Source organism: Azospirillum sp. TSH58, from assembly GCF_003119115.1.
In the GTDB taxonomy this organism is placed as follows: domain Bacteria; phylum Pseudomonadota; class Alphaproteobacteria; order Azospirillales; family Azospirillaceae; genus Azospirillum.
The window spans coordinates 180,488-201,026 of sequence record NZ_CP022366.1; the positions used below are offsets into that span (position 1 = coordinate 180,488).

Consider the following 20,539-nt stretch of genomic DNA (forward strand, 5'->3'; position numbering starts at 1 on the left):
GTCAGTCCGCCGCGATCGTCTCGCGGGGCGGGAGGGACGCGGCGATCCCGGCGAAGGCCTGCTCGACCAGCCGGCGCTGGTCGGCCTCGTGGTCGCCGTGGAAGCTGCCGGCGGGCGAGGCCGCCTCGTCGCGGGCCACGCAGGCGACGCGCGGTTCGGCGCAGCCGGCGGCGGCGCGCAGCGCCTCCAGACGGCGGTCCAGATAGGTCCAGGCGCCCAGGTTGCACGGCTCCTCCTGCACCCAGGCGCAGGACGCGCCCGGCCAGCGGCGGAACAGCGCCGACAGCGCGGCGTCGGGCAGAGGGTACAGCATTTCCAGCCGGACCACCGCCACGGCCTCGGCCCCCCGCTCGGCCCGTTCGCGCTCCAGCTCGTAGGCCAGCTTGCCGCTGCACAGCAGGATGCGCTCGACCCGCGCCCCGGCGGTGGCGATCACCGGCTGGAAGGCGGTGCCCGGCGCGCAGTCGGCCAGAGTCGACACGGCGGCGGGCAGGCGCAGCAGCGTCTTCGGGCTCAGCACCACCAGCGGCTTGCGGTCGCGGCGCAGCATCTGCCGGCGCAGCAGGTGGAAGTAGTTGGCCGGGGTGGAGGGGTGGGCGACGCGGATGTTGTCGCGCGCCGCCATCTGGAGGAAGCGCTCCGGCCGGGCGGAGGAGTGTTCCGGCCCCTGCCCCTCCAGCCCGTGCGGCAGCAGGATGACGAGGCCGGAGGGCTGGCGCCACTTGTCCTCGGCGCTGACGATGAACTGGTCGATCATGATCTGCGCGCCGTTGGCGAAGTCGCCGAACTGCGCCTCCCAGATCACCAGCGCGTCGGGCCGCTCCAGGCTGTAGCCGTATTCGAAGCCCAGCACGGCGTATTCCGACAGCGGGCTGTTGACCACGTCGAAGCGCGCCTGCTCCACACCCAGGTGACTCAGGCTGACGTGGCGGCGCCCGGTGACGGTGTCGGTCAGCGCGAAGTGGCGGTGCGAGAAGGCGCCGCGCACCACGTCCTGGCCGGTCAGCCGCACCGGCGTCCCCTCGGCCAGCAGCGTGGCGAAGGCCAGCGCCTCGCCGGTCGCCCAGTCCAGCGGCTCCTCGGCGCGGCGGCGGATGACGCGCTCCACCTTGCGGTCCACGGCGAGCCCGTCGGGAATGGCGGCCAGCGCCGCCAGCAGCCCACGCAGCCGGTCGTCGGCAACCCCGGTGTCCGGTTCGGCGGGAACCGTGCCCGCCGGGGCGAAGGGCGCCCAGCGCCCGCCGGGGAAGCCGTCGTGGTTCGGCCGGTGGTCGGAGGCCGCGGCCAGCGCCTCCTGGAAGCGGACCTTGTGCCCGGCGGCCAGCGCCTCGGCCTCCTCCGGGCCGACCAGCCCGTCGGCGGCCAACCGCTGCGCGTAGAGGGCGCGGGCCGGCGGGTGGGCGTCGATCGCCTTGTAGTCGAGCGGCTGGGTGAAGCGCGGCTCGTCGATCTCGTTGTGGCCGTTGCGGCGGTAGCCGACGAGGTCGATCACCGCGTCGCGCCCGTGCGCCTGCCGGAAGGCCACGGCGAGGTCGGCGGCGCGCAGCGCGGCGTCGGGGTCGTCGGCGTTGACGTGCAGGATGGGGCTGTCCACCGCCTTCCACAGGCCGGTGCAGTGGAGCGAGGTCCGCGCCTCCTCCCGCTCGGTGGTGAAGCCGATCTGGTTGTTGACGATGACGTGGATGGTGCCGGCGACGGTGAAGCCGGGAACGCCGGACAGTTGCAGCGCCTCCGTCACGCTGCCCTGGCCGATCACGCTGGCGTCGGTGTGCAGCAGCACGCAGAGCACGCGCTTGGCCTCACCGCCCTGCGCCCGCTCCAGGTCCTGCCGGGCCCGCGCACGGCCCAGCGTGACCGGGTTGATCGCCTCCAGATGCGACGGGTTGGGCGACAGGGTCAGGGCCAGCGACCGCTCGCCGAAGGACAGGGTGCTCTCCACCCCCATGTGGTAGGGCACGTCGGCGGGAACCGGCGGGTCGGCCAGGAAGGGGTGCATCCCCTTGATCCCGGCGAACAGCTCGACCAGCGGCTTGCCCAGCGCGTTGGCCATCAGGCTGAGCCGGCCGCGGTGCATGGTCCCGACCTGCACCTCGGTGACGCCCGCCGCCGCCGCCGCCGCGAGGATGCGGTCGAGCAGCGGGATCAGCGTCTCCATGCCCTCCGCCCCGAAGCGCTTCTTGGTCGGGTAGCGGACGGCGAGCAGCCGTTCGAACTCCTCCGCCGCGGTCAGCAGGGCCAGCGCGCGGCGGCGCGCCTCGGCGGGCGGAGCGGTCTCCGCCCCCTCATAGGCGTCGCGCAGCCAGGAGCGCAGGGCCGGGTCGTCGATGTGCGCGGTCTCCAGCGTCAGCGTGCCCTGGTAGAGGCGGCGCAGGCGCGCGGTTGCAGCGTCCTCGGACGCGGCGACCGATGGCGCGGCCCGGCCCAGCGGGTCGAGGGCGGCGGCGGCGTGGCCGCGCTGGCGGATCTCCTCCTGGCGCAGCGGAACCGTCGGGTCGCCCGCTGGCGCCCCGGCGGGCATCCCCGCGGGAACGGCGCCCAGCTCGTCCAGGATCTGGAAGACGGCGCGCCAGCTCACGTCCACCGACGCGGGGTCCTCGCGGAAGCGTTCCTGCAACGCTTCGAGATAGGCGGCTCCGGCGGCGTTGAGCGGAGAGGACAGCCTAGACATGGCGCACACCGTTCATGCGATTGAACATCCGTCGGTTTGATGGCGGTCGGAGACCAGTTGCCTCCAGCTTATCGACCCATCGCGCGGTGCGGAGCGCATGGCGTGCCTGTAGCAGATATTCATTGCGGGCATAGCAAACCGTCCGCGCCCGCACCGTTCGGGGCGGGCCGCCGTGGGTTTCGGGCGAAACCGTTCGTACCGCTGATGGCTTGCCGCGCTTATGGCTGATATGCCGGCAAAACGCATTCCGCTGTGCGGTCGCCTGATCCACTGTCAGGGTCACCACACCCTCCCCGGCCACCGACCGGGGACCAAGCGTCCTCGGACCGGCATCGCGTCGTCCGGGCAACAAAAATCTCGGCCACAAAAATCTCGGGAGGAAGATCCACATGAAGCGCCGTCAATTCTTCAAGGGTGCCGCCGTCGTTGCCGGCGCCTCCACCCTCGCCGCCCCGGCCATCGCCCAGTCGGAGCCGACGATCCGCTGGCGCTGCGTGTCCAGCTTCCCGAAGAACATCGAGGTGCTCTACGGCAGCGCCGAGGTGCTGGCGAAGAACGTCGCCGAGGCCACGGACGGCAAGTTCCAGATCCAGGTCTTCGCCGCCGGCGAGCTGGTCCCGGCGCTCCAGGCGCTCGACGCCGCCAGCAACGACACGGTGGAGATGGCCCACACCGCGTCCTACTACTATGTCGGCAAGGACCCGAGCTTCGCCTTCGGCTGCTGCCTGCCCTTCGGCCTGAACACCCGCCAGCAGAACGCCTGGTTCTACCACGGCGAGGGCGGCAAGCTGCTGGAGGAGTTCTACGCCGGGCACAACCTGAAGGCGCTCGCCGGCGGCAACACCGGCTCCCAGATGGGCGGCTGGTTCCGCAAGGAGATCAAGACGGTCGAGGATCTGAAGGGGCTGAAGTTCCGCATCTCCGGCCTGGGCGGCCAGATCCTGTCCAAGCTGGGCGTCGTGCCGCAGCAGGTCAGCGGCGGCGACATCTACCCGGCGCTGGAGCGCGGCACCATCGACGCCGCCGAGTTCAACGGACCCCATGACGACGAGAAGCTCGGCCTCTACAAGATCGCGCCGAACTACTACTACCCTGGCTGGTGGGACGGCACCTCGCTCCAGCACTTCTTCATCAACACGAACCGCTGGAACAGCCTGCCCAAGCATTACCAGGCGGCGCTGACCTCGGCGGCGGCGCTCGCCAACGTCGACAGCGTGGCGCGCTACGACGTGCTGAACCCGGCGGCGCTGAAGCGCGTGGTGGAGAAGGGCGCCAAGCTGCGCGCCTTCCCGCAGGACGTGCTGCAGGCCAGCCACAAGGCGGCCTTGGAGCTTTACGACGAGCTGTCGGACAAGAACCCGACCTTCAAGAAGTTCTACGAGAGCTACCGCCGCTTCCAGACGGACTCGAACCTGTGGAACCAGGCGTCGGAATACGCCTACGACAGCGCCGTCCTCCGCCTCGCCCGGCGCTGATCCGGCACGTCCTTCAACCATGTCCGGGGGGCGGGGCCACCGTCCCCCGGCCGTGGCATCGTCGCGTTCCGCGCGACCGGCTTTTTCGGGAGGGCCTGCCCACCATGCCGAGCCCCAACGCTTCCCCTTTCATGACGGCCCTGGTCGGGGCCTGCCGGCTGGTCGACGCGGTCACCGCGCGGCTGGGCAAGGCGATATCCTGGCTGATCGTGCTGGCCATCCTGGTGTCGGCCGTCAACGCCGTCGTCCGCAAGATGTTCGACATCAGCTCGAATTCGTGGCTCGAACTGCAATGGGTGCTGTTCGCCGCGGTGTTCCTGCTCTGCTCCCCCTGGACGCTGAAGGAGGACGAGCACATCCGCATCGACATCGTGAACGCGCAGCTCGGCAAGCGCGCCCGCGACACCATCGACCTGTTCGGCCATCTGACCTTCCTGCTGCCCTTCAGCTTCGTGATGCTGGTCACCTCCTGGCCCTTCGCCATCGCCTCCTACGCGATCGAGGAGCAGTCGATGAACGCCGGCGGCCTGCCGCAATGGCCGGCGAAGATGCTGATTCCGCTGGGTTTCACCGTGCTGTTCATCCAGGGCCTGTCCGAGCTGGCCAAGCGCGCCGCGATCATGTCCGGCCATCTGGAGGACGACAACCACCGGGCCGGCGGCCATCAGGCGGCGGCCGAGGCCGAGGCGGAACGCCTGCTGGCGGCCGAACGCGAGCGCACCACCCACCCCGACACCCTTCCCAGCCGGTGACCGCGCGATGAGCACGACCTCCCCCACCCCTTCGCCGCGCGCCGTCCGGCTGTCCGTCATCTCCCTGGTGCTGCTGGCGGTGGTCGCCGTGGCGCTCTACGTGCTGCCGGTGCCCGGCGCCGCGGCGCTGGCCGAACAGGACGGCTGGCGCGGCTGGTTCGGCCACAACATGGCGCCGATCATGTTCGCCACGCTGGTCGGCATGCTGCTGCTGGGCTATCCGGTGGCCTTCGCGCTGGCCGCCAACGGGCTGCTGTTCGGCCTGATCGGCATCGAGATCGGACTGTTCCGCCCCGACCTGTTCCAGGCGCTGCCCGAGCGCGTCTACGGCACGATGAACAACGACGTGCTGCTGGCCGTGCCCTTCTTCACCTTCATGGGTCTGGTGCTGGAGCGGTCCGGTATGGCCGAGGATCTGCTCGACACCATCGGGCAGCTGTTCGGCTCGATCCGCGGCGGTCTGGCCTACGCGGTGATCTTCGTCGGCGCGCTGCTCGCCGCGACGACGGGCGTGGTGGCCGCGTCGGTGATCTCGATGGGCCTGATCTCGCTGCCGATCATGCTGCGCTACGGCTACGACCGCCGCTTGGCGTCGGGCGTCATCGCGGCGTCGGGCACGCTGGCCCAGATCATCCCGCCGTCGCTGGTGCTGATCGTCATGGCCGACCAGCTCGGCCGCTCGGTCGGCGACATGTACGAGGCCGCCTTCATTCCCGGCCTGCTGCTGGCTGGCCTCTACGCGCTCTACGTCTTCGTCGTCTCGATGATCTGGCCAAAGGCCGCCCCCGGCCTGCCGCCGGAGGCCATCGCCCACCGCGAGCCGAACGGCGCGCGCGGCGTCTGGCAGCTCGGCCTGCTCGCCCTGTTCTCGGGCGCGGTCGCCACCTGGGTGATGGGCCGCACCGACGTGAAGTCCGGCGCCGACTATGTCGTGCTGCTGCTGTCGGTGGCGGTGCTGGTCGCCTTCCTGGCGGCCGCCTTCAACCGCGGCTTCGGCGCGCAGCGCCTCGTCCTGCAGTCCGTCGCCACGGCGGCGCTGACCGCGGGGGCGGCGTGGCTGACGGTGAACGGGTGGACCACCCTGGCCCTGATCGGCGATTCCATCGCGGCGGGCGCGCTCTACGCCCTGACGGTGGCGGTGGTTGAGCGGGCGACCGGCAAGCGCCTGATCTCCCGCATGGCGGAGCAGGCGACCTTCGTCATGGTGCCGCCGCTGGCGCTGATCTTCCTGGTGCTGGGCACCATCTTCATCGGCCTCGCCACCCCGACCGAGGGCGGCGCCATGGGCGCCGTCGGCGCGCTGGCGCTGGCGGCCATGAAGAAGCGCCTGAACTTCGACATGGTGCGGCAGGCCACCTACGCGACGGCCAAGCTGGCGTCCTTCGTGCTGTTCATCCTGATCGGCGCGCGGGTGTTCTCGCTGACCTTCTACGGCGTCAACGGCCACATCTGGGTCGAGGAGCTGATGGTCTCCCTGCCCGGCGGCCAGATGGGCTTCCTGATCGCGGTCAGCGTGATGGTCTTCCTGCTGGCCTTCTTCCTCGACTTCTTCGAGCTGGCCTTCATCGTCATCCCGCTGCTGGCCCCGGCGGCGGACCGTCTGGGCATCGACCTGGTGTGGTTCGGCGTCATCCTGGCGGTGAACATGCAGACCAGCTTCATGCACCCGCCCTTCGGCTTCTCGCTGTTCTTCCTGCGCTCGGTGGCGCCGAAGGTGCCCTACATCGACCGCATCACGAAGAAGGAGACGGCCCCCGTCCTGACCAGCCAGATCTACTGGGGTGCGGTGCCCTTCGTCGTCATCCAGCTCGTCATGGTGGCTCTGGTGATCGCCTTCCCGCAGATGGTCATGCACTACAAGTCGACCGCCACCAAGCTCGACGACAAGCAGATCGAGGAGCAGTTCAAGGGCCTTGGCGGCGACCTCGACGACGACCTGCCGCCGCTGGAATTCAAGTGATCGAGACTGAGGAAGGGAGAACGACATGCGCATCGCCGTCGTAGGAGCCGGCGCCGTTGGCGGCGCGCTGGCCGGGTATCTCGCCGCCACGGGCCGGCACGAGCTGTCGCTGCTGGCCCGCGGCGCCCATCTCGCGGCGATCCGCGACGGCGGGCTGACCGTGCAGACGCCCAAGGGGACGCTGACCAGCCGGCCGCGGGCCAGCGATTCCGCCGCCGACCTCGGCCCGCAGGACGTGGTGATCGTCACGGTGAAGGGGCACGGGCTGCCGGCCCTGGCCCCGTCCTTCCCGGCGCTGTGCGGGCCGGACACGCTGGTGGTGGCTGCGCAGAACGGCATTCCCTGGTGGTACCTGTACGGCGCCGGGGACGGCGTGACGCCGGAGCCGCTGGAGGTGGTCGATCCCGGCGGCGCCATCTGGTCGGCCATCGGGCCGGAGCGGGTCGCCGCCTGCGTGATGGAGGTGCTGCCCGCCCGCATCGTCGAGCCCGGCGTCGTCGCCCACACCGCCCTGCCGGTGCTGGCCTTCGGCGCCCCCCGGCCCGGCGACCACTCGGAAAAGCTGGCGGCGCTGGCCGACTCCTTCAACGCGGCGGGCGCCACCGCGCGCCTGCCCGCCGACATCCGCGTGCCGCTGTGGAGCAAGCTGATGCTCAACATGGCGGTCGGCCCGACCAGCGTGCTGACCGGCGCCACCATGGGCGCCATGGAGCAGGCCCCCGGCATGGCCGCCGTCCAGGGCCGGCTGATGCGCGAATGCCTGGAGGTCGCCCATGCCTGGGGCGTCGCCCTGCCCGACGACATCGACGATCGGCTGAGCCGGGGCAGCGGCGTGCCGGGCCACAAGCCGTCGATGCTCCAGGATTTCGAGGCGGGGCGGAGCATGGAGATCGACCCCATCGTGACCACCGTCCTGGAGCTGGCCCGACGCCGCGGCGTGCCGGTGCCGACCATCGAAACATTGTGGGCGCTGACCGCCCTGAAGGAGCGGGTGGCGCGCGCCGACTGAGCGCACGTGCCCCCACCCTGGCCCTCCCCCGCTCACGCAGGGGAGGGGACTGCCGCCGCTTCGCGAAAATCACCCTCCCCTGCGCAGCGGGGGAGGGCCGGGGTGGGGGCAAGGACCAGCGCCACTGAAGAACGTCCCCCGGAGAAAAAACGACATGTCCCCCGCTTCCGATCGCATCACCAACTTCATCGCCGGCTCCTGGCGTCCGGGCCGCGAGCGGCTCGACATCTTCAACCCGTCGAATCTGGACGAGCTGGCCGGCTCCTACTCGCTCGCCGGCGCCGAGGACGTGACGGAGGCCGTTGCCGCGGCCCGCGCCGCCCAGCCGCAATGGCGCGCCGCCACGGTGGAGCAGCGCTCGCTGGTGCTCGACGCCATCTCCCGCGCGCTGTTCGACCGCAAGGACGAGCTGGCGCGCATCGCCGCGACCGAGGGCGGCAAGACCATTCCCGACGCGCTGGGCGAGATCACCCGCGCCGCCCACCTCGCCCGCTTCTTCGCCGCCGAGGCGCTGCGGGCGCCCGGCGAGACGCTGGGCTCGGTGCGGCCGGGGGTCGAGGTCGACGTGACGCGCGAGCCGGTCGGCGTCATCGGCCTCGTCACGCCCTGGAACTTCCCGGTCGCCACGCCGATGTGGAAGATCGCCCCGGCGCTGGCCTTCGGCAACGCGGTGATCTGGAAGCCGTCGGAGAAGACCCCCGGCATCTCCATCGCCGTCACCCGCCTCATCGCGGAGGCGCTGGAGGCCCACGGCATGCCCAGCAGCCTGTTCAATCTGGTGATCGGCGCCGGCCCGAACGTCGGCGCCGCCGTGGTCGACGCGGTGGACGCGGTGTCCTTCACCGGCTCGGTCAACACCGGGCGGCGCATCGCCGTGCGTTGCGCGGAGCGCATGATCCGTGTCCAGCTGGAGCTGGGCGGCCAGAACCCGCTGGTCGTGCTGGGCGACGCCGACCCGGAACGCGCCGCCGAGATCGGCGTCAACAGCGCCTATTTCCATGCCGGCCAGCGCTGCACCGCCACCGGCCGCTTCATCGTCGAGGATTCGATCCACGACGCCTTCGTCGCCGCGATGACGGAGCGGATGGCGGCGCTGCGCGTCGGCCACGCCCTGCTGCCGGAGACGCAGATCGGCCCGGTCATCGACGAGTTCCAGCTCACCAAGAACCTGCAATACATCGACACCGGCCTGAAGGAAGGCGCGCAGTTGGCCTCCGGCGGCGGGCGGCTGGACCGGCCGACGCGCGGCTGGTTCCTGGCACCGACCCTGTTCACCGAGACCAGCAACGCCATGACCATCAACCGGGAGGAGGTGTTCGGCCCGGTCGCCAGCGTCATCCGCGTCAAGGATTACGAGGAGGCCCTGCATGTGGCCAACGACACCGACTACGGCCTGTCGTCGGGCATCATCACCAACTCGATGAAGCACGCCCGCCACTTCCAGGCCAACATCCAGGCCGGCATGACCATGCTGAACCTGCCGACGGCCGGCGTCGACTACCACGTCCCCTTCGGCGGCCGGAAGATGTCGAGCTACGGCCCGCGCGAGCAGGGACGCTCCGCCATCGAGTTCTACACCATCATCAAGACGGCCTATCGCGCGCTGTGACGCCGAACCGAAGCCCAGGGAGAGCCTTCTTGTCCAATGACACCCTGAACACCGGGCGGCCGGACTTCGCGACGGCCGTGCTCGCCCCGATCCACGCCATCGTCGGCGACCGCGGGCTGATCACCGATCCCGGCACCATGCAGCCCTTCATGGAATCCTGGCGCGACGGCTGGGTCGGCCGCTCCCCCGCCGTGGTGCTTCCCGACAGCACCGAGGCGCTGGCCGCCGTGGTGCGCATCTGCGCGGAGACGCGCACCCCCATCGTGCCCCAAGGCGGCAACACCGGCCTGACCGGGGCCAGCCAGCCGCACGCCGACGGGACGGAGATCGTCCTCTCCACCAACCGGCTGAACCGCATCCGCGAGATCGACATCGACAACGACACGATGACGGTCGAGGCCGGCTGCATCCTCGCCAACATCCAGAACGCGGCGCGCGACATCGGCCGTCTGTTCCCGATGAGCCTCGCCGCCGAGGGCTCCTGCCAGATCGGCGGCAACATCGCCACCAACGCCGGCGGCGTGCAGGTCGTGCGCTACGGCAACATGCGCAACCTCGTCGCCGGGCTGGAGGTGGTGCTGCCCGACGGGCGGATCTGGGACGGGCTGCGCGGGCTGCGCAAGGACAACGCCGGCTACGACATGAAGCAGATCTTCATCGGGTCGGAGGGCACGCTGGGCATCGTCACCGCCGCGGTGCTGAAGCTGTCGCCGCTGCCGCGCGCCACCGCCACGGCGCTGGTCGCGGTGTCGGCGCCCAGCGACGCCGTCGATCTGCTGACCCGCGCCAAGGGTGTCGCCGGCGACCGCATCATCACCTTCGAGCTGATCCAGCGCGACTGCATCGACGTGGCCCGCCGCCATGTGCCGGACGTGCCCGACCCACTGCGCGACCGCTATCCCTGGTACGTGCTGGTCGAGCTGGCCGACCAGGACGGCGGCAACCGTCTGGCCGAGATGCTGGAAGGCATCCTGGAAGCCGGAATGGAGGCCGGGGAGGTGCTGGACGGCGTCGTCGCCGCCTCCAAGGCCCAGGCCGATTCGCTGTGGCGCATCCGCGAGGGCATTCCGGAAGGCCAGAAGCGCGAGGGCGTGTCCTTCAAGCACGACGTGTCGGTGCCGATCTCCCGCGTGGCGCGCTTCCTCGACCGCGCCAACGCGGCGCTGGAGCGGGAATGCCCGGGCATCCGCCCCTTCGCCTTCGGCCATCTCGGCGACGGCAACATCCACTTCAACCCGATCCAGGCGGAGGGCGGCGACCCGGCCGAATGGAAGGCGAAGCTTGCGACGGTCAACGCCATCGTCCACGACATCGTGGTCGACCTTGGCGGCTCCATCTCCGCCGAGCACGGCATCGGGCGGCTGCGCATCGACGAGATGCCGCGCTACAAGTCCCCGGTCGAGCTGGACATGATGGCGACGCTGAAGCGCGCCTTCGATCCGCACAACATCATGAACCCCGGCAAGATCCTGCGCGCCTGAGCGCGGCCCGGCCAAACAAGGACCGCATCCGATGAAGATCCTCGTCCCGGTCAAGCGGGTGGTCGATTACAACGTCAAGATCCGCGTCAAGGCGGACGGCTCCGGCGTTGAGACCGCCAACGTGAAGATGAGCATGAACCCCTTCGACGAGATCGCCGTCGAAGAGGCCGTCCGCCTCAAGGAAGCCGGCACGGCGACCGAGGTCATCGTGGTCACCGTCGGCCCGACGGCGGCGCAGGAGACGCTGCGCACCGGCCTCGCCATGGGCGCCGACCGCGGCATCCTGGTCCAGACCGACGCCGAGACGCAGCCCCTGGCCGTCGCCAAGGTGCTCAAGGCGCTCGTCGACAAGGAAGGCCCGACGCTGGTCATCCTGGGCAAGCAGGCGATCGACGACGACTGCAACCAGACCGGCCAGATGCTCGCAGCATTGCTGGGCTGGCCGCAGGGCACCTTCGCCTCCAAGGTCACGCCGGGCGAGGGCGCGGTCACTGTGACCCGCGAGATCGACGGCGGCCTGGAGACGGTGCAGCTGACGCTGCCGGCGGTCGTCACCGCCGACCTGCGCCTCAACGAGCCGCGCTACGCCTCGCTGCCCAACATCATGAAGGCCAAGAAGAAGCCCATCGAGACGCTGGCCCCCGACGCGCTGGGTGTCGACGTGGCGCCGCGCCTGACCACGCTCAAGGTCGCCGAGCCGGCCAAGCGCAAGGCCGGCGTCAAGGTCGCCGACGTCGCCGCCCTGGTCGACAAGCTCAAGAACGAAGCCCGCGCGATCTGAAGGGCCCACCGGCTCTAAAGGGGAAATGATCTGACATGTCCATTCTCGTCATCGCCGAACACGACAACGCCGCGCTGAAGGCCGCCACGCTGAACGCGGTCGGCGCCGCCGCCAAGATCGCCAGCTCGGTTCAGGGCGACATCCACGTGCTGGTCGCCGGCCAGGGCGCCCAGGCCGTCGCCGAGGCGGCGTCCAAGATCGCCGGGGTGGCCAAGGTGCTGCTGGCCGACGACGCGGCCTACGCCCACCCGCTGCCGGAGAACGTCGCGCCGCTGGTCGTCGGTCTGGCCAAGGGCTACGGCCCCGAAAAGTATGAGCATCTTCTGGCCGCCGCCTCGTCGGAGGGCAAGAATCTGCTGCCGCGCGTCGCCGCGCTGCTCGACGTCGCGGCGATCTCCGACATCACCGGGGTGGTCTCCGCCGACACCTTCGAGCGGCCGATCTACGCCGGCAACGCCATCGCCACGGTGAAGTCCGCCGACCCGATCAAGGTCGTCACGGTGCGCACCACCGCCTTCGAGGCGGCCGCCGCCACGGGCGGCTCGGCGACGGTCGAGAGCATCGCCGGGACGGGCGACGCCGGCTCGGCCAGGTTCGTCGGCCAGGAGCTGACGAAATCGGAGCGTCCGGAGCTGACCCAGGCCAAGATCGTGGTGTCGGGCGGCCGCGGCATGCAGTCGGGCGACAACTTCAAGCTGCTGGAGGCGCTGGCCGACAAGCTGGGGGCGGCGGTCGGGGCCAGCCGCGCGGCGGTGGACGCCGGCTTCGTGCCGAACGACTACCAGGTCGGCCAGACCGGCAAGATCGTGGCGCCCGAGCTGTACATCGCCGTCGGCATTTCCGGGGCCATCCAGCACCTCGCCGGCATGAAGGACAGCAAGGTCATCGTCGCCATCAACAAGGACGAGGAGGCGCCGATCTTCCAGGTCGCCGACTACGGCCTCGTCGCCGACCTCTTCAAGGCGGTGCCGGAGCTGACGGCCGGGGTGTGACGCCGACAGGCTCGCGCCCCCGCTGACGTTACGCGCAGGAGGTGGAGGCGTCCGGAAAATCGGCGCGGCTCAACCGGTGCACCGCCGCCACCGCCTCGGCGTGGCAGGAGGGCGGATGCCAGGCGAGGCCGCGCCCGACGATCCCGTCCTCCCCCGCCGCGTGCAGGGCGGCCAGACAGACGGGGGGCACCGGGCCGCCCAGCAGCACGGCGCGGGCGTCCAGCCCGACGCGCCGCCCGTGGACGGGATGGTCGGCGCAGAGCAGCCGGTCCGCCGCCGCGATGGCCGTTTCGGCCGCTGCCCCCAGCTCCGCCCGCAGCAGCGGGGCGGCGTCGAGGGCCAGCGCGCCGAAGCCCAGCGCGTCGATGACGGCGCTGTCCCCGATCGCCGGCAGGCGCGGGCGGGGAGTACCAATGTCCGGCCCTTGCGGGGCGGCCACCGGCGCGCTCGCCCAGCCCTCGCCCATCATGCCGGACAGGCGCAGCCCGAAGCGCACCCCGTTGCCACCCGCCGCCGTGACCAGCGCCGCCCCCGGCACGCCGTCGGCGGCCAGCATCATCGCCTTGCAGGCGGCCATCCAGGGGTTGAGGAAGAACTGCCCGGCCTCCTTCAGGAAGGCGCAGACCGCGCCGGTCCCGCCCAGCCGCGACACCAGCGTCTCGGTCAGCAGCGCCGAAGCCACCCCGACGCGCCCGTGCAACTCGTCCCCCTGCCCCATCGCCTCGCAGGCGATGCCACGCAATTCCACCGGCCCGATCCCGGCCAGCGCCGGGCCGACCGCGCCGTGCAGCAGGCGCAGCCGCTCCACCACCGCCCCGCTGACGATGCCGAAGCGCAAGGCGGGGCCGCCGCCCTCGTTGAGCGGGCTGTAGGCGCGGGCGCCGGAGCCGCCCGCATCCTCCACCACATGCAGCCACATCGACCGCGACACGACGGCGGCCAGCGGGGTGACCACGCCCATGTCCTGCGCCGGGCGCAGCGTCACGGCGCCGCTCAAGACCATGGCACGGGCCTCCTCCACGCCGCCGGCCACACCTTCGAACAGCAGCGCCGCGGCGGCGGCGTTGAGGATCGGCGGGCAGATCTCCGCCGGATCGGCGAAGGGCGGCCCGGCGTGCAGCAGCGTGTGGCGGTCGAGCCCGATCCGCTCCCCGGCGGTTCCGGTTTCCGTCCACACCGGAACGGCGGCCAGCATCCGCTCCACGGCCCGCGAAGTGGCGTCGTTCATCGCGTGTATCCCCAACTCTCTCGGTGTTTACGGTGCCGTTACGGCAAATGCAGCGGGGCGCGGCCGTAGCCGTTGCTGGCGTCGACCAGATGCAGCAGGTAGCGCAGGAAGACCGCCCGGTCCTCCTTCGGCAGGGGCGCGATGGTGCGGTCGTGGGCGCGCTGGGCCTTCTTGTCCATGCGGCGCAGCAGCTTCCGGCCCTCCGCCGTGATGGCGGCCAGCTTCATGCGCTTGTCCACCGGGCTGGCCCGGCGCTGGATCAGCCCGCGCTCGGCCAGCCGCGCCAGCACGCCCGCCGTGGTCGTGCGGTCGATGCCGATCTGGGCACCCAGCGTCACCTGATCCAGGTCGGGGCGTTCCGCCAGGGCGGTCAGCACGCTGTACTGGACGGGGGTGATGTTGAACTCCGCGCACTCCTCCATGAACATGGCGACGTGGATCTGGTGCAGGCGGCGGATGAGGAATCCGGGACGCTCCGCCAGGACGCGGTACGCCTCTTCGATCAGGGGGTCGTCTAATGTCATCGCGGGCGGTCCGTCGGAGCGGGTTTGGAAAATTGACTTCCAGAGAGGATGGCGGCGGGCCGGAGGATCGGCAACCGGGCCGGAAGACGGTGGCGCCTAGCCCATCAGCGACACATGCGCCGCGACGATCCGCCAGCCCTCCGGCATGCGGACCCAGGTGTGGCTCTGCCGCCCGACGCGCTCGGTGGAAGGGCGCGTGAATTCGGTGTTGGCGGTCGCCATGTCGCGGCCATAGGTGGTGATGACGGTGTTGCGCAAGCTCCGGTCCAGCCCCGCCGCCGGGCGGCCCTGGCGGAAGGCGGCGATGGCGTCGTAGCCGTACAGGTTCTCGCCCACGCCGTAGCGCAGGGTCGCCGGGTGGTTCCAGAACAGCTCGTCCAGGACCGCCACGTCGTTGCCGGTCAGCGCGCGCTCGTAGCGCTCGAAGGCGGCGGTGACCTCGGCCACCACCTCGGGGATGTTGATCTCAAGCGTCATGCGAAGAGGTCCTCGGCGATGGCCAGAAGCGTCGAATCGCTGCCGCGCGGGCCGATCAGCGACAGGCCGAGCGGGCAGCCCTGGAGCCGCGCCGCGGGAATGGAGACTTGCGGCAGACCGGCCAGACCGGCGGGGCAGAGGATCGCCAGCGCCCGACCGCGCTCCGCGTCCACCGCCGCCCCCGACGAGCCGCGCAGCGGCGCGATGCCCGGCGCGCTGGGCAGGATGATGAGCCCGTCCGTTCCCAGAAGGGCGTCCATTCGCCGCCGGATGCCCTCCCGCGCCTCCGCCGCCGCGCGGGCCAGGGCGGGATCGAGCGTGGCGGCCGCGGCGAAGCGATCGCGCACCCCCGGGCCGAAGGTCGGCTTCGTCGCCGCGATCCAGGCGCCGTGCGCCGCCCAGGCCTCGGCGGCCTGGAGCGTCTGGAAGACCGGGCGCCATCGATCCAGCCCCTCCGGGGCCAGCGTCACGGTCTCCGCACCCCCGAACCGCTCGCGCAGCCGCTCCAAGGCCGGGGTGAGGGCGGCGCGCACCGTCTCCCCCGCCACGGCGAAGGCGTCCTCGGCGACCCGCAGGCGGCGGAGCGCCGGGGCGGACGCCGGGGGCAGCACCACCGCCCCGACGCGGCGGAGCAGCGCCGCCTCGCGCGCGAACCAGCCCACGGTGTCGAAGCTCGGCGCCAGGGGAACGGAGCCGTCCAGCGGAACCGCCCCGTGGGTGGGCCGGATCCCGTAGAGACCGCAATAGCTCGCCGGCAGGCGGACCGACCCGCCGGTGTCCGTCCCGATGGCGAAATCCACCGCCCTGCCCGCCACCGCGGAGGCCGACCCGCTGGAGGAGCCGCCGGGGATGCGGCCCGGCGCCTGCGGGTTCTCCGGCGTGCCATAGTGGGCGTTCTCGCCGGCCAGGCTCCAGGCCAGCTCGTCGGTCAGGGTCTTGCCGGCGACGCGCGCCCCGGCGTCCAACAGCCGCTGCACGGCGGGGGCGGTCTCCCGCGGAACCTCGTGGGTGCGCAGCCAGTCCGGGTTGCCGGCCCCGGTGGGCAGGCCGGCGATGTGGAACAGGTCCTTCACCGCAAAGCGCAGCCCGGCCAGCGGGCCGCTTGCGGCACTGGCGACCTCGGTCCGGCCGTAGGGGACGAAGGCGTTCAGAGGATCGTTCGGCATGATGCGGTGGTCAATCTCACGTTCGGAAACGGCACGGCACTCCCTCTCCCGGGGCGGAAGAGGGATTATCGGGAACGGCTGTGGTTGTTTTGCAGAGAGCGGCCGCCGAACAGGCCACGCAGCCAGTCTTTCAGCATCACCCACAGCAGATTGCCAGCGTTCAGTTCCTTGGCTGGCTCGGGGGCCGGCTCGGGGGTCGGTTCGGGGGCGGACTCGGCGGCAGGCTCGGGAACCGGGGCGGCCGCCGTGTCCGAAGACGCAGCCGCCATCACCTCCGCCGGTGCGCTCGCCGCCAGCTTGGCTTCCAGGTTGCGGGCGAACTCGGCGGTCAGGCGGTTGGCGATCTCCTGAACGATGGCGCCGCGGCTGAACTGGGCCAGCACGCCGGTCAGGGTGAAATCGACGGTCAGGTCGATGCGCGTCCCCGCACCCTCTTCCAAAACCGAAAAGGTCACGTCGGCCTTGGCGCGGGAGTTGTTCTTGGGGTCCGTGCCCTGGCCGTGGATGACGCCGGTGTGGGTCGCCTCGTCCATCGCCAGCGTGCCCTCCCCCGCGAAGACGGCGGCGATGGGGCCGAGCTTCACGCGCATCTGCCCGAAGATGCGGTCGCCCTCGCGCGGCTTGGTCAGCGAGGCGCCGGGCATGCAGGACATCACCTGCTCCACGTCGCCGAGCAGCGGCCAGACGCGGGCGCGCGGGAAATTGACGGCAAGGGTCTGGGTCATGGTCGGCATGGGCTTACCCCGCGTTCGTGTTGCGCGCGTCGATGACGCGGCGGATGGCGTTGACGATCCCGACATAGCCGGTGCAGCGGCACAGGTTGCCGCTCATCGCCGTGCGGATCGCCGGGTTGTCGGCGTCCGGGCGGCGCAGCACCACGTCGCGCGCCGCCACCAGCATCCCCGGCGTGCAGAAGCCGCACTGGAGCCCGTGCTCGGCGGAGAAGGCCTCGCGCAGCTCCGTGGCGACGGGATCGTCGTCCAGCCCCTCCACCGTGGTCACGGACCGCCCGTCGCAGGCCACCGCGAAGGTGATGCAGGAGCGCGCCGGCTCGCCGTCGATCAGGATGGTGCAGGCGCCGCACACACCATGCTCGCAGCCCAGATGGGTGCCGGTCAGCAGCTCCCGCTCGCGCAGGAAGTCGCCGAGATGCTGGCGCGGCGGCACGCTGGCCTCGACCCGCTTGCCGTTGACGGTCAGGGAAATGGTTTTGGCGTGGGCGCTCATGATATCACCTGCGCGATGGCGCGCTTCAGCGCGACGGTGTGGGTCCGAAGGGCGATGGGGTCGTCCGCGGCGGGGCTGCCGGCGAGATGCGCGGCCATCGCCGCTTCCGTGCAGCCGCCCGCGAACAGGGCCGGGCCGTCGATCACCACCGGCTTGCCGGAGGTGGCCCCGGCGACGAAGCGCTGGATGCCGCGGGCCGGGTCGATCAGCACCGCCCCGGTGGCGTGGGAGAACTCGCCGGTCTTGCGGCAGACCTTGTAGTAGCCCCAGCGCGCCCGGTCGGAGAGGGCGGGCACATGGATTTCCGCGACGATCTCGCCCGGCTGCAGGGCCGTCTCGAAGACACCCAGGATAAAGTCGGTCATCGGAACGCTGCGCCGCCCGCCCGCGCCGGCGATCACCACGTCGGCGCCGAGCGCGGTCAACACGTTGACCCAGTCCGCCGCCGGGTCGGCGTGGGCGAGGCTGCCGCCGATGGTGCCGCGGTTGCGCACCGCGCGGTAGGCGATCACCGCCGCCACGCTGGGAAGCACGCCGCGCGTCACGTCCGGGTAATCGCCGTCCTCCAGCCGCGCGTGGGTGACGCAGGCCCCGATGACCAGCCGGTCGCCCTCCCGGCGGATCGTTTGAAGCTCGGCGATGCGGGTGATGTCCACCAGCAGCTCCGGCTGGGCCAGCCGCAGGTTCAGCATGGGGCCGAGCGACTGGGAGCCGGCGACGGGCCGCACCATGACGTCCTCGCGCGCCAGCAGCGCCAGCGCCTCGTCCAGCGTCGCCGGCTGCGCGTAGTCGAAATCGACCGCCTTCATGCCGCACCCCGCTGGCCCGCGATGGCGGAGAGAATGACCTCCGGCGTCATCGGCGCGTTCGTCACGATGACTCCCAGCGGCTTCAGCGCGTCGTTGATGGCGTTGCAGATCGCGGCCGGCGGGGCGATGGCGCCGCCCTCGCCGATGCCCTTCACGCCGAACTCGGTGTAGGGCGAGGGCGTCAGCATGTGGATGATCCTCACGTGCGGGACCTCGGTGAATCCGGGGATCAGGTAATCCGCGAAGGTGGAGGCGAGCGGCTGGCCCTCCGCGTCGTAGGGCATCCGCTCGTAGAGCGCGGTGCCGACGCCCTGGGCGACGCCGCCGTAGATCTGGCCGTCGACGACCATCGGGTTGACCATGGTCCCGGCGTCCTCGACCACCACGTAATCGAGGATCTCGACCTGCCCGATCTCCGGGTCCACGGCCACCGCCACGGCGTGGGTGGCGTAGGAGAAGGTGCCGTGGTCGCTGCCCGGCTTGTAGCCGGCGGTGACCTCCAGCCCGCCCCGGTCGACGTCGGCGGGGAGGAGCTGCGGCGCGCGGTACCAGGTGTGGGCGATCTCGCGGATGGTCACCGCGGCGGCCCCGGCCTTCACCGCACCACCCTCCAGCACCACCCCGTCCGGACCGGCCTGCATCAGGTGCGCGCCGATCCGGCACAGCCGCTCGGCGAGCGTGCGGCAGGCGGTGGCGACGGCGCCGCCAGCCATGACCATGCTGCGCGACCCCCAGGTGCCCGTCGAATAGGGCGTCAGGCCGGTGTCGCCATGCACCAGCTTGATCTTCTCCAGCGGGATGCCCAGCACCTCGTGCGCGACCTGGGCGAAGGTGGTCTCCATGCTCTGGCCGTGCGACTGCACGCCGACGCGCAGTTCCAGCCCGCCGTCCGGAGTGATGCGGGCCTGCGCCTGCTCGTGCCCCGGCACCATGGGGATGCCCCAGCCGTGATAGACGGCGGTGCCGTGGGCCGACTGCTCGCAATAGGTGGCGAAGCCGACGCCGATCAGCCGACCATCCGGCTCTCCGTTTTTCTGGCGGGCGCGCCAGCCCTCCAGCTCGATGGCGGCGACGGCGCGGCGGACGGATTCGGGATAGTCGCCGCTGTCGAAATGCTTCTTCGTCACATTGTCGAAGGGCATCTTCTCCGGCGGGACGAGATTCTCCAGCCGGACCTGCCACGGCTCCCGCCCCACGGCGTCGGCGACGGCGTCGATCATCTGCTCCATGGCGAAGCACACGCCGGTGCGCGCCACGCCGCGGTAGGGGACGATGGGCGGCTTGTTGGTGCAGACGGAGAAGGTGCGGCAGCGGTAATGCGCGAAATCGTAGGGGCCGGGCAGGATGCTGCCGACCTGTGCGGCCTCCAGGCAGGCCGAGAAGGGATAGACGGAGTAGGCCCCGGCATCGACCCAGGCGTCGGCCTCGATCCCCAGCAGCCGCCCGCGCGCGTCGGCGTAGGCGGTGATCTCGTAATGATGCTCGCGGGCGTTGGCGGCGGCGACCAGATGCTCCCGCCGGTCCTCGGTCCAGCGGACGGGGCGGTCGAGCCGCATGGCGATCCAGGCGGCCACGATCTCCTCCGGCTGGAGCAGGCCCTTCCAGCCGAAGCCACCGCCGACGTCCGGCGCCACCACGCGGATCAGCCCCTGGTCGAGGTCCAGGCATTCCGACAGGCCGGCGCGCACGATGTGCGGCATCTGGGTCGAGGTGGTCAGGACGAGCTGTTCGACGTGGCGGTCCCAATGGGCGACCACGCCCTTGCCCTCCAGCGGCACCATGCACTGGCGCGCCGTGCGGATGGTGCGCGACACCTTGACCGGGGCGGTGGCGGCGATCTCCGCGATGTTCCCGCCGACGTTGGTCTCCAGGAACACGTTGTCCGGCCAGTGGTCGTGCACCTTCGGCGCGCCCGGCGTCACCGCCTCCAGCATGTCGGAATTCACCGGCAGCTCGGCGTAATCGACGAAGACGGAGGCCGCGATGTCCTCGGCCTCGGCGCGGGTGGCGGCGACGCAGACGGCCACCGGCTCGCCGACGAAGCGCACCTTGCCGTCGGCCAGCGCCGGCTGCTCCGACACCTTGAAGCCGGGCAGGCCCGAGACGGCGCGGATCGGCTTGACGCCGCCCGCCGCCAGATCCGCCCAGGTGAAGACGGCGCCGCGGTGCTCCTCGGGGATCTCGATGCCGGTGATGGTGGCATGGGCGACCGGGCTGCGCACGAAGGCCAATTCCTTCATGCCGACCAGGGCGATGTCGCCGACGAAGCGGCCCCGCCCGCGCAGCAGCCGGTCGTCCTCCTTGCGGCGGACCCTGGCGCCCACACCGGAACCGGCGCCCGAGCCGGTGGTGGAAACCTCTCCCATTCCCTGACCCTCTCT

Annotated in this window: 17 protein-coding genes; 8 read left to right on the top strand and 9 right to left on the bottom strand. The window is 71.3% G+C overall.

Annotated features, from left to right (window positions below; translation table 11 throughout):
* Position 1 precedes the first annotated feature (1 nt).
* On the bottom strand, positions 2-2,668 hold the full coding sequence (locus tag TSH58p_RS19500; RefSeq protein ID WP_109070850.1) for a 2-oxoglutarate dehydrogenase E1 component: 2,667 nt from the start codon (positions 2,666-2,668) through the stop codon (positions 2-4).
* 389 nt (positions 2,669-3,057) lie between these two features.
* Between TSH58p_RS19500 and TSH58p_RS19505 the strand changes: the two genes are divergently transcribed.
* The 8 genes from TSH58p_RS19505 (at position 3,058) to TSH58p_RS19545 (ending at position 12,727) form a co-directional block, all read left to right on the top strand.
* Positions 3,058-4,143 carry a TRAP transporter substrate-binding protein gene (locus TSH58p_RS19505; protein WP_109070851.1) on the top strand — a complete coding sequence of 362 codons (1,086 nt, stop codon included), beginning with the start codon at positions 3,058-3,060 and terminating at the stop codon, positions 4,141-4,143.
* Positions 4,144-4,274: 131 nt separating this feature from the next.
* Positions 4,275-4,895: a TRAP transporter small permease subunit gene (locus TSH58p_RS19510; RefSeq protein ID WP_014199614.1), complete on the top strand. Its 621-nt coding sequence runs from the start codon at positions 4,275-4,277 to the stop codon at positions 4,893-4,895.
* 169 nt (positions 4,896-5,064) lie between these two features.
* A complete protein-coding gene (locus TSH58p_RS19515; protein WP_247895546.1) occupies positions 5,065-6,855 on the top strand; it encodes a TRAP transporter large permease subunit in 1,791 nt (596 codons plus the stop codon).
* Positions 6,856-6,880: 25 nt separating this feature from the next.
* On the top strand, positions 6,881-7,864 hold the full coding sequence (locus tag TSH58p_RS19520) for a ketopantoate reductase family protein (RefSeq protein ID WP_109070853.1): 984 nt from the start codon (positions 6,881-6,883) through the stop codon (positions 7,862-7,864).
* Between the two features lie 154 nt (positions 7,865-8,018).
* On the top strand, positions 8,019-9,473 hold the full coding sequence (locus tag TSH58p_RS19530; protein WP_109070854.1) for an aldehyde dehydrogenase family protein: 1,455 nt from the start codon (positions 8,019-8,021) through the stop codon (positions 9,471-9,473).
* 29 nt (positions 9,474-9,502) lie between these two features.
* A complete protein-coding gene (locus TSH58p_RS19535; RefSeq protein WP_247874110.1) occupies positions 9,503-10,954 on the top strand; it encodes an FAD-binding oxidoreductase in 1,452 nt (483 codons plus the stop codon).
* 31 nt (positions 10,955-10,985) lie between these two features.
* Complete coding sequence (locus TSH58p_RS19540) at positions 10,986-11,735, top strand: electron transfer flavoprotein subunit beta/FixA family protein (RefSeq protein ID WP_109469352.1); 750 nt, start codon at positions 10,986-10,988, stop codon at positions 11,733-11,735.
* Positions 11,736-11,770: 35 nt separating this feature from the next.
* Positions 11,771-12,727 carry an electron transfer flavoprotein subunit alpha/FixB family protein gene (locus tag TSH58p_RS19545; RefSeq protein ID WP_109469353.1) on the top strand — a complete coding sequence of 319 codons (957 nt, stop codon included), beginning with the start codon at positions 11,771-11,773 and terminating at the stop codon, positions 12,725-12,727.
* A 28-nt stretch (positions 12,728-12,755) separates the two neighbouring features.
* Here the strand turns inward: TSH58p_RS19545 and TSH58p_RS19550 are convergent, their stop codons facing one another.
* The 8 genes from TSH58p_RS19550 to TSH58p_RS19580 all read right to left on the bottom strand — a co-directional run bounded on the left by TSH58p_RS19550 (position 12,756) and on the right by TSH58p_RS19580 (position 20,524).
* A complete protein-coding gene (locus TSH58p_RS19550) occupies positions 12,756-13,955 on the bottom strand; it encodes a DUF1116 domain-containing protein (RefSeq protein ID WP_109068480.1) in 1,200 nt (399 codons plus the stop codon).
* 38 nt (positions 13,956-13,993) lie between these two features.
* On the bottom strand, positions 13,994-14,479 hold the full coding sequence (locus TSH58p_RS19555; RefSeq protein ID WP_094307009.1) for a MarR family winged helix-turn-helix transcriptional regulator: 486 nt from the start codon (positions 14,477-14,479) through the stop codon (positions 13,994-13,996).
* A gap of 96 nt (positions 14,480-14,575) precedes the next feature.
* Positions 14,576-14,956 (bottom strand): oxalurate catabolism protein HpxZ, encoded by a 381-nt coding sequence (hpxZ, locus tag TSH58p_RS19560; protein ID WP_035682152.1) that lies wholly within the window; start codon positions 14,954-14,956, stop codon positions 14,576-14,578.
* Positions 14,953-16,122 carry an amidase gene (locus tag TSH58p_RS19565; protein ID WP_109068479.1) on the bottom strand — a complete coding sequence of 390 codons (1,170 nt, stop codon included), beginning with the start codon at positions 16,120-16,122 and terminating at the stop codon, positions 14,953-14,955. Before TSH58p_RS19565 ends, hpxZ begins: the two co-directional genes overlap by 4 nt.
* Before the next feature lie 65 nt (positions 16,123-16,187).
* Positions 16,188-16,856 (bottom strand): SRPBCC family protein, encoded by a 669-nt coding sequence (locus TSH58p_RS33650; protein WP_199230034.1) that lies wholly within the window; start codon positions 16,854-16,856, stop codon positions 16,188-16,190.
* Positions 16,857-16,860: 4 nt separating this feature from the next.
* On the bottom strand, positions 16,861-17,349 hold the full coding sequence (locus TSH58p_RS33655) for a (2Fe-2S)-binding protein (RefSeq protein WP_199230033.1): 489 nt from the start codon (positions 17,347-17,349) through the stop codon (positions 16,861-16,863).
* Positions 17,346-18,158 (bottom strand): xanthine dehydrogenase family protein subunit M, encoded by an 813-nt coding sequence (locus TSH58p_RS19575; protein ID WP_109068478.1) that lies wholly within the window; start codon positions 18,156-18,158, stop codon positions 17,346-17,348. The genes TSH58p_RS33655 and TSH58p_RS19575 overlap by 4 nt, the downstream gene beginning before the upstream one ends.
* A complete protein-coding gene (locus tag TSH58p_RS19580; protein ID WP_109068477.1) occupies positions 18,155-20,524 on the bottom strand; it encodes a xanthine dehydrogenase family protein molybdopterin-binding subunit in 2,370 nt (789 codons plus the stop codon). The genes TSH58p_RS19575 and TSH58p_RS19580 overlap by 4 nt, the downstream gene beginning before the upstream one ends.
* Positions 20,525-20,539 lie beyond the last annotated feature (15 nt).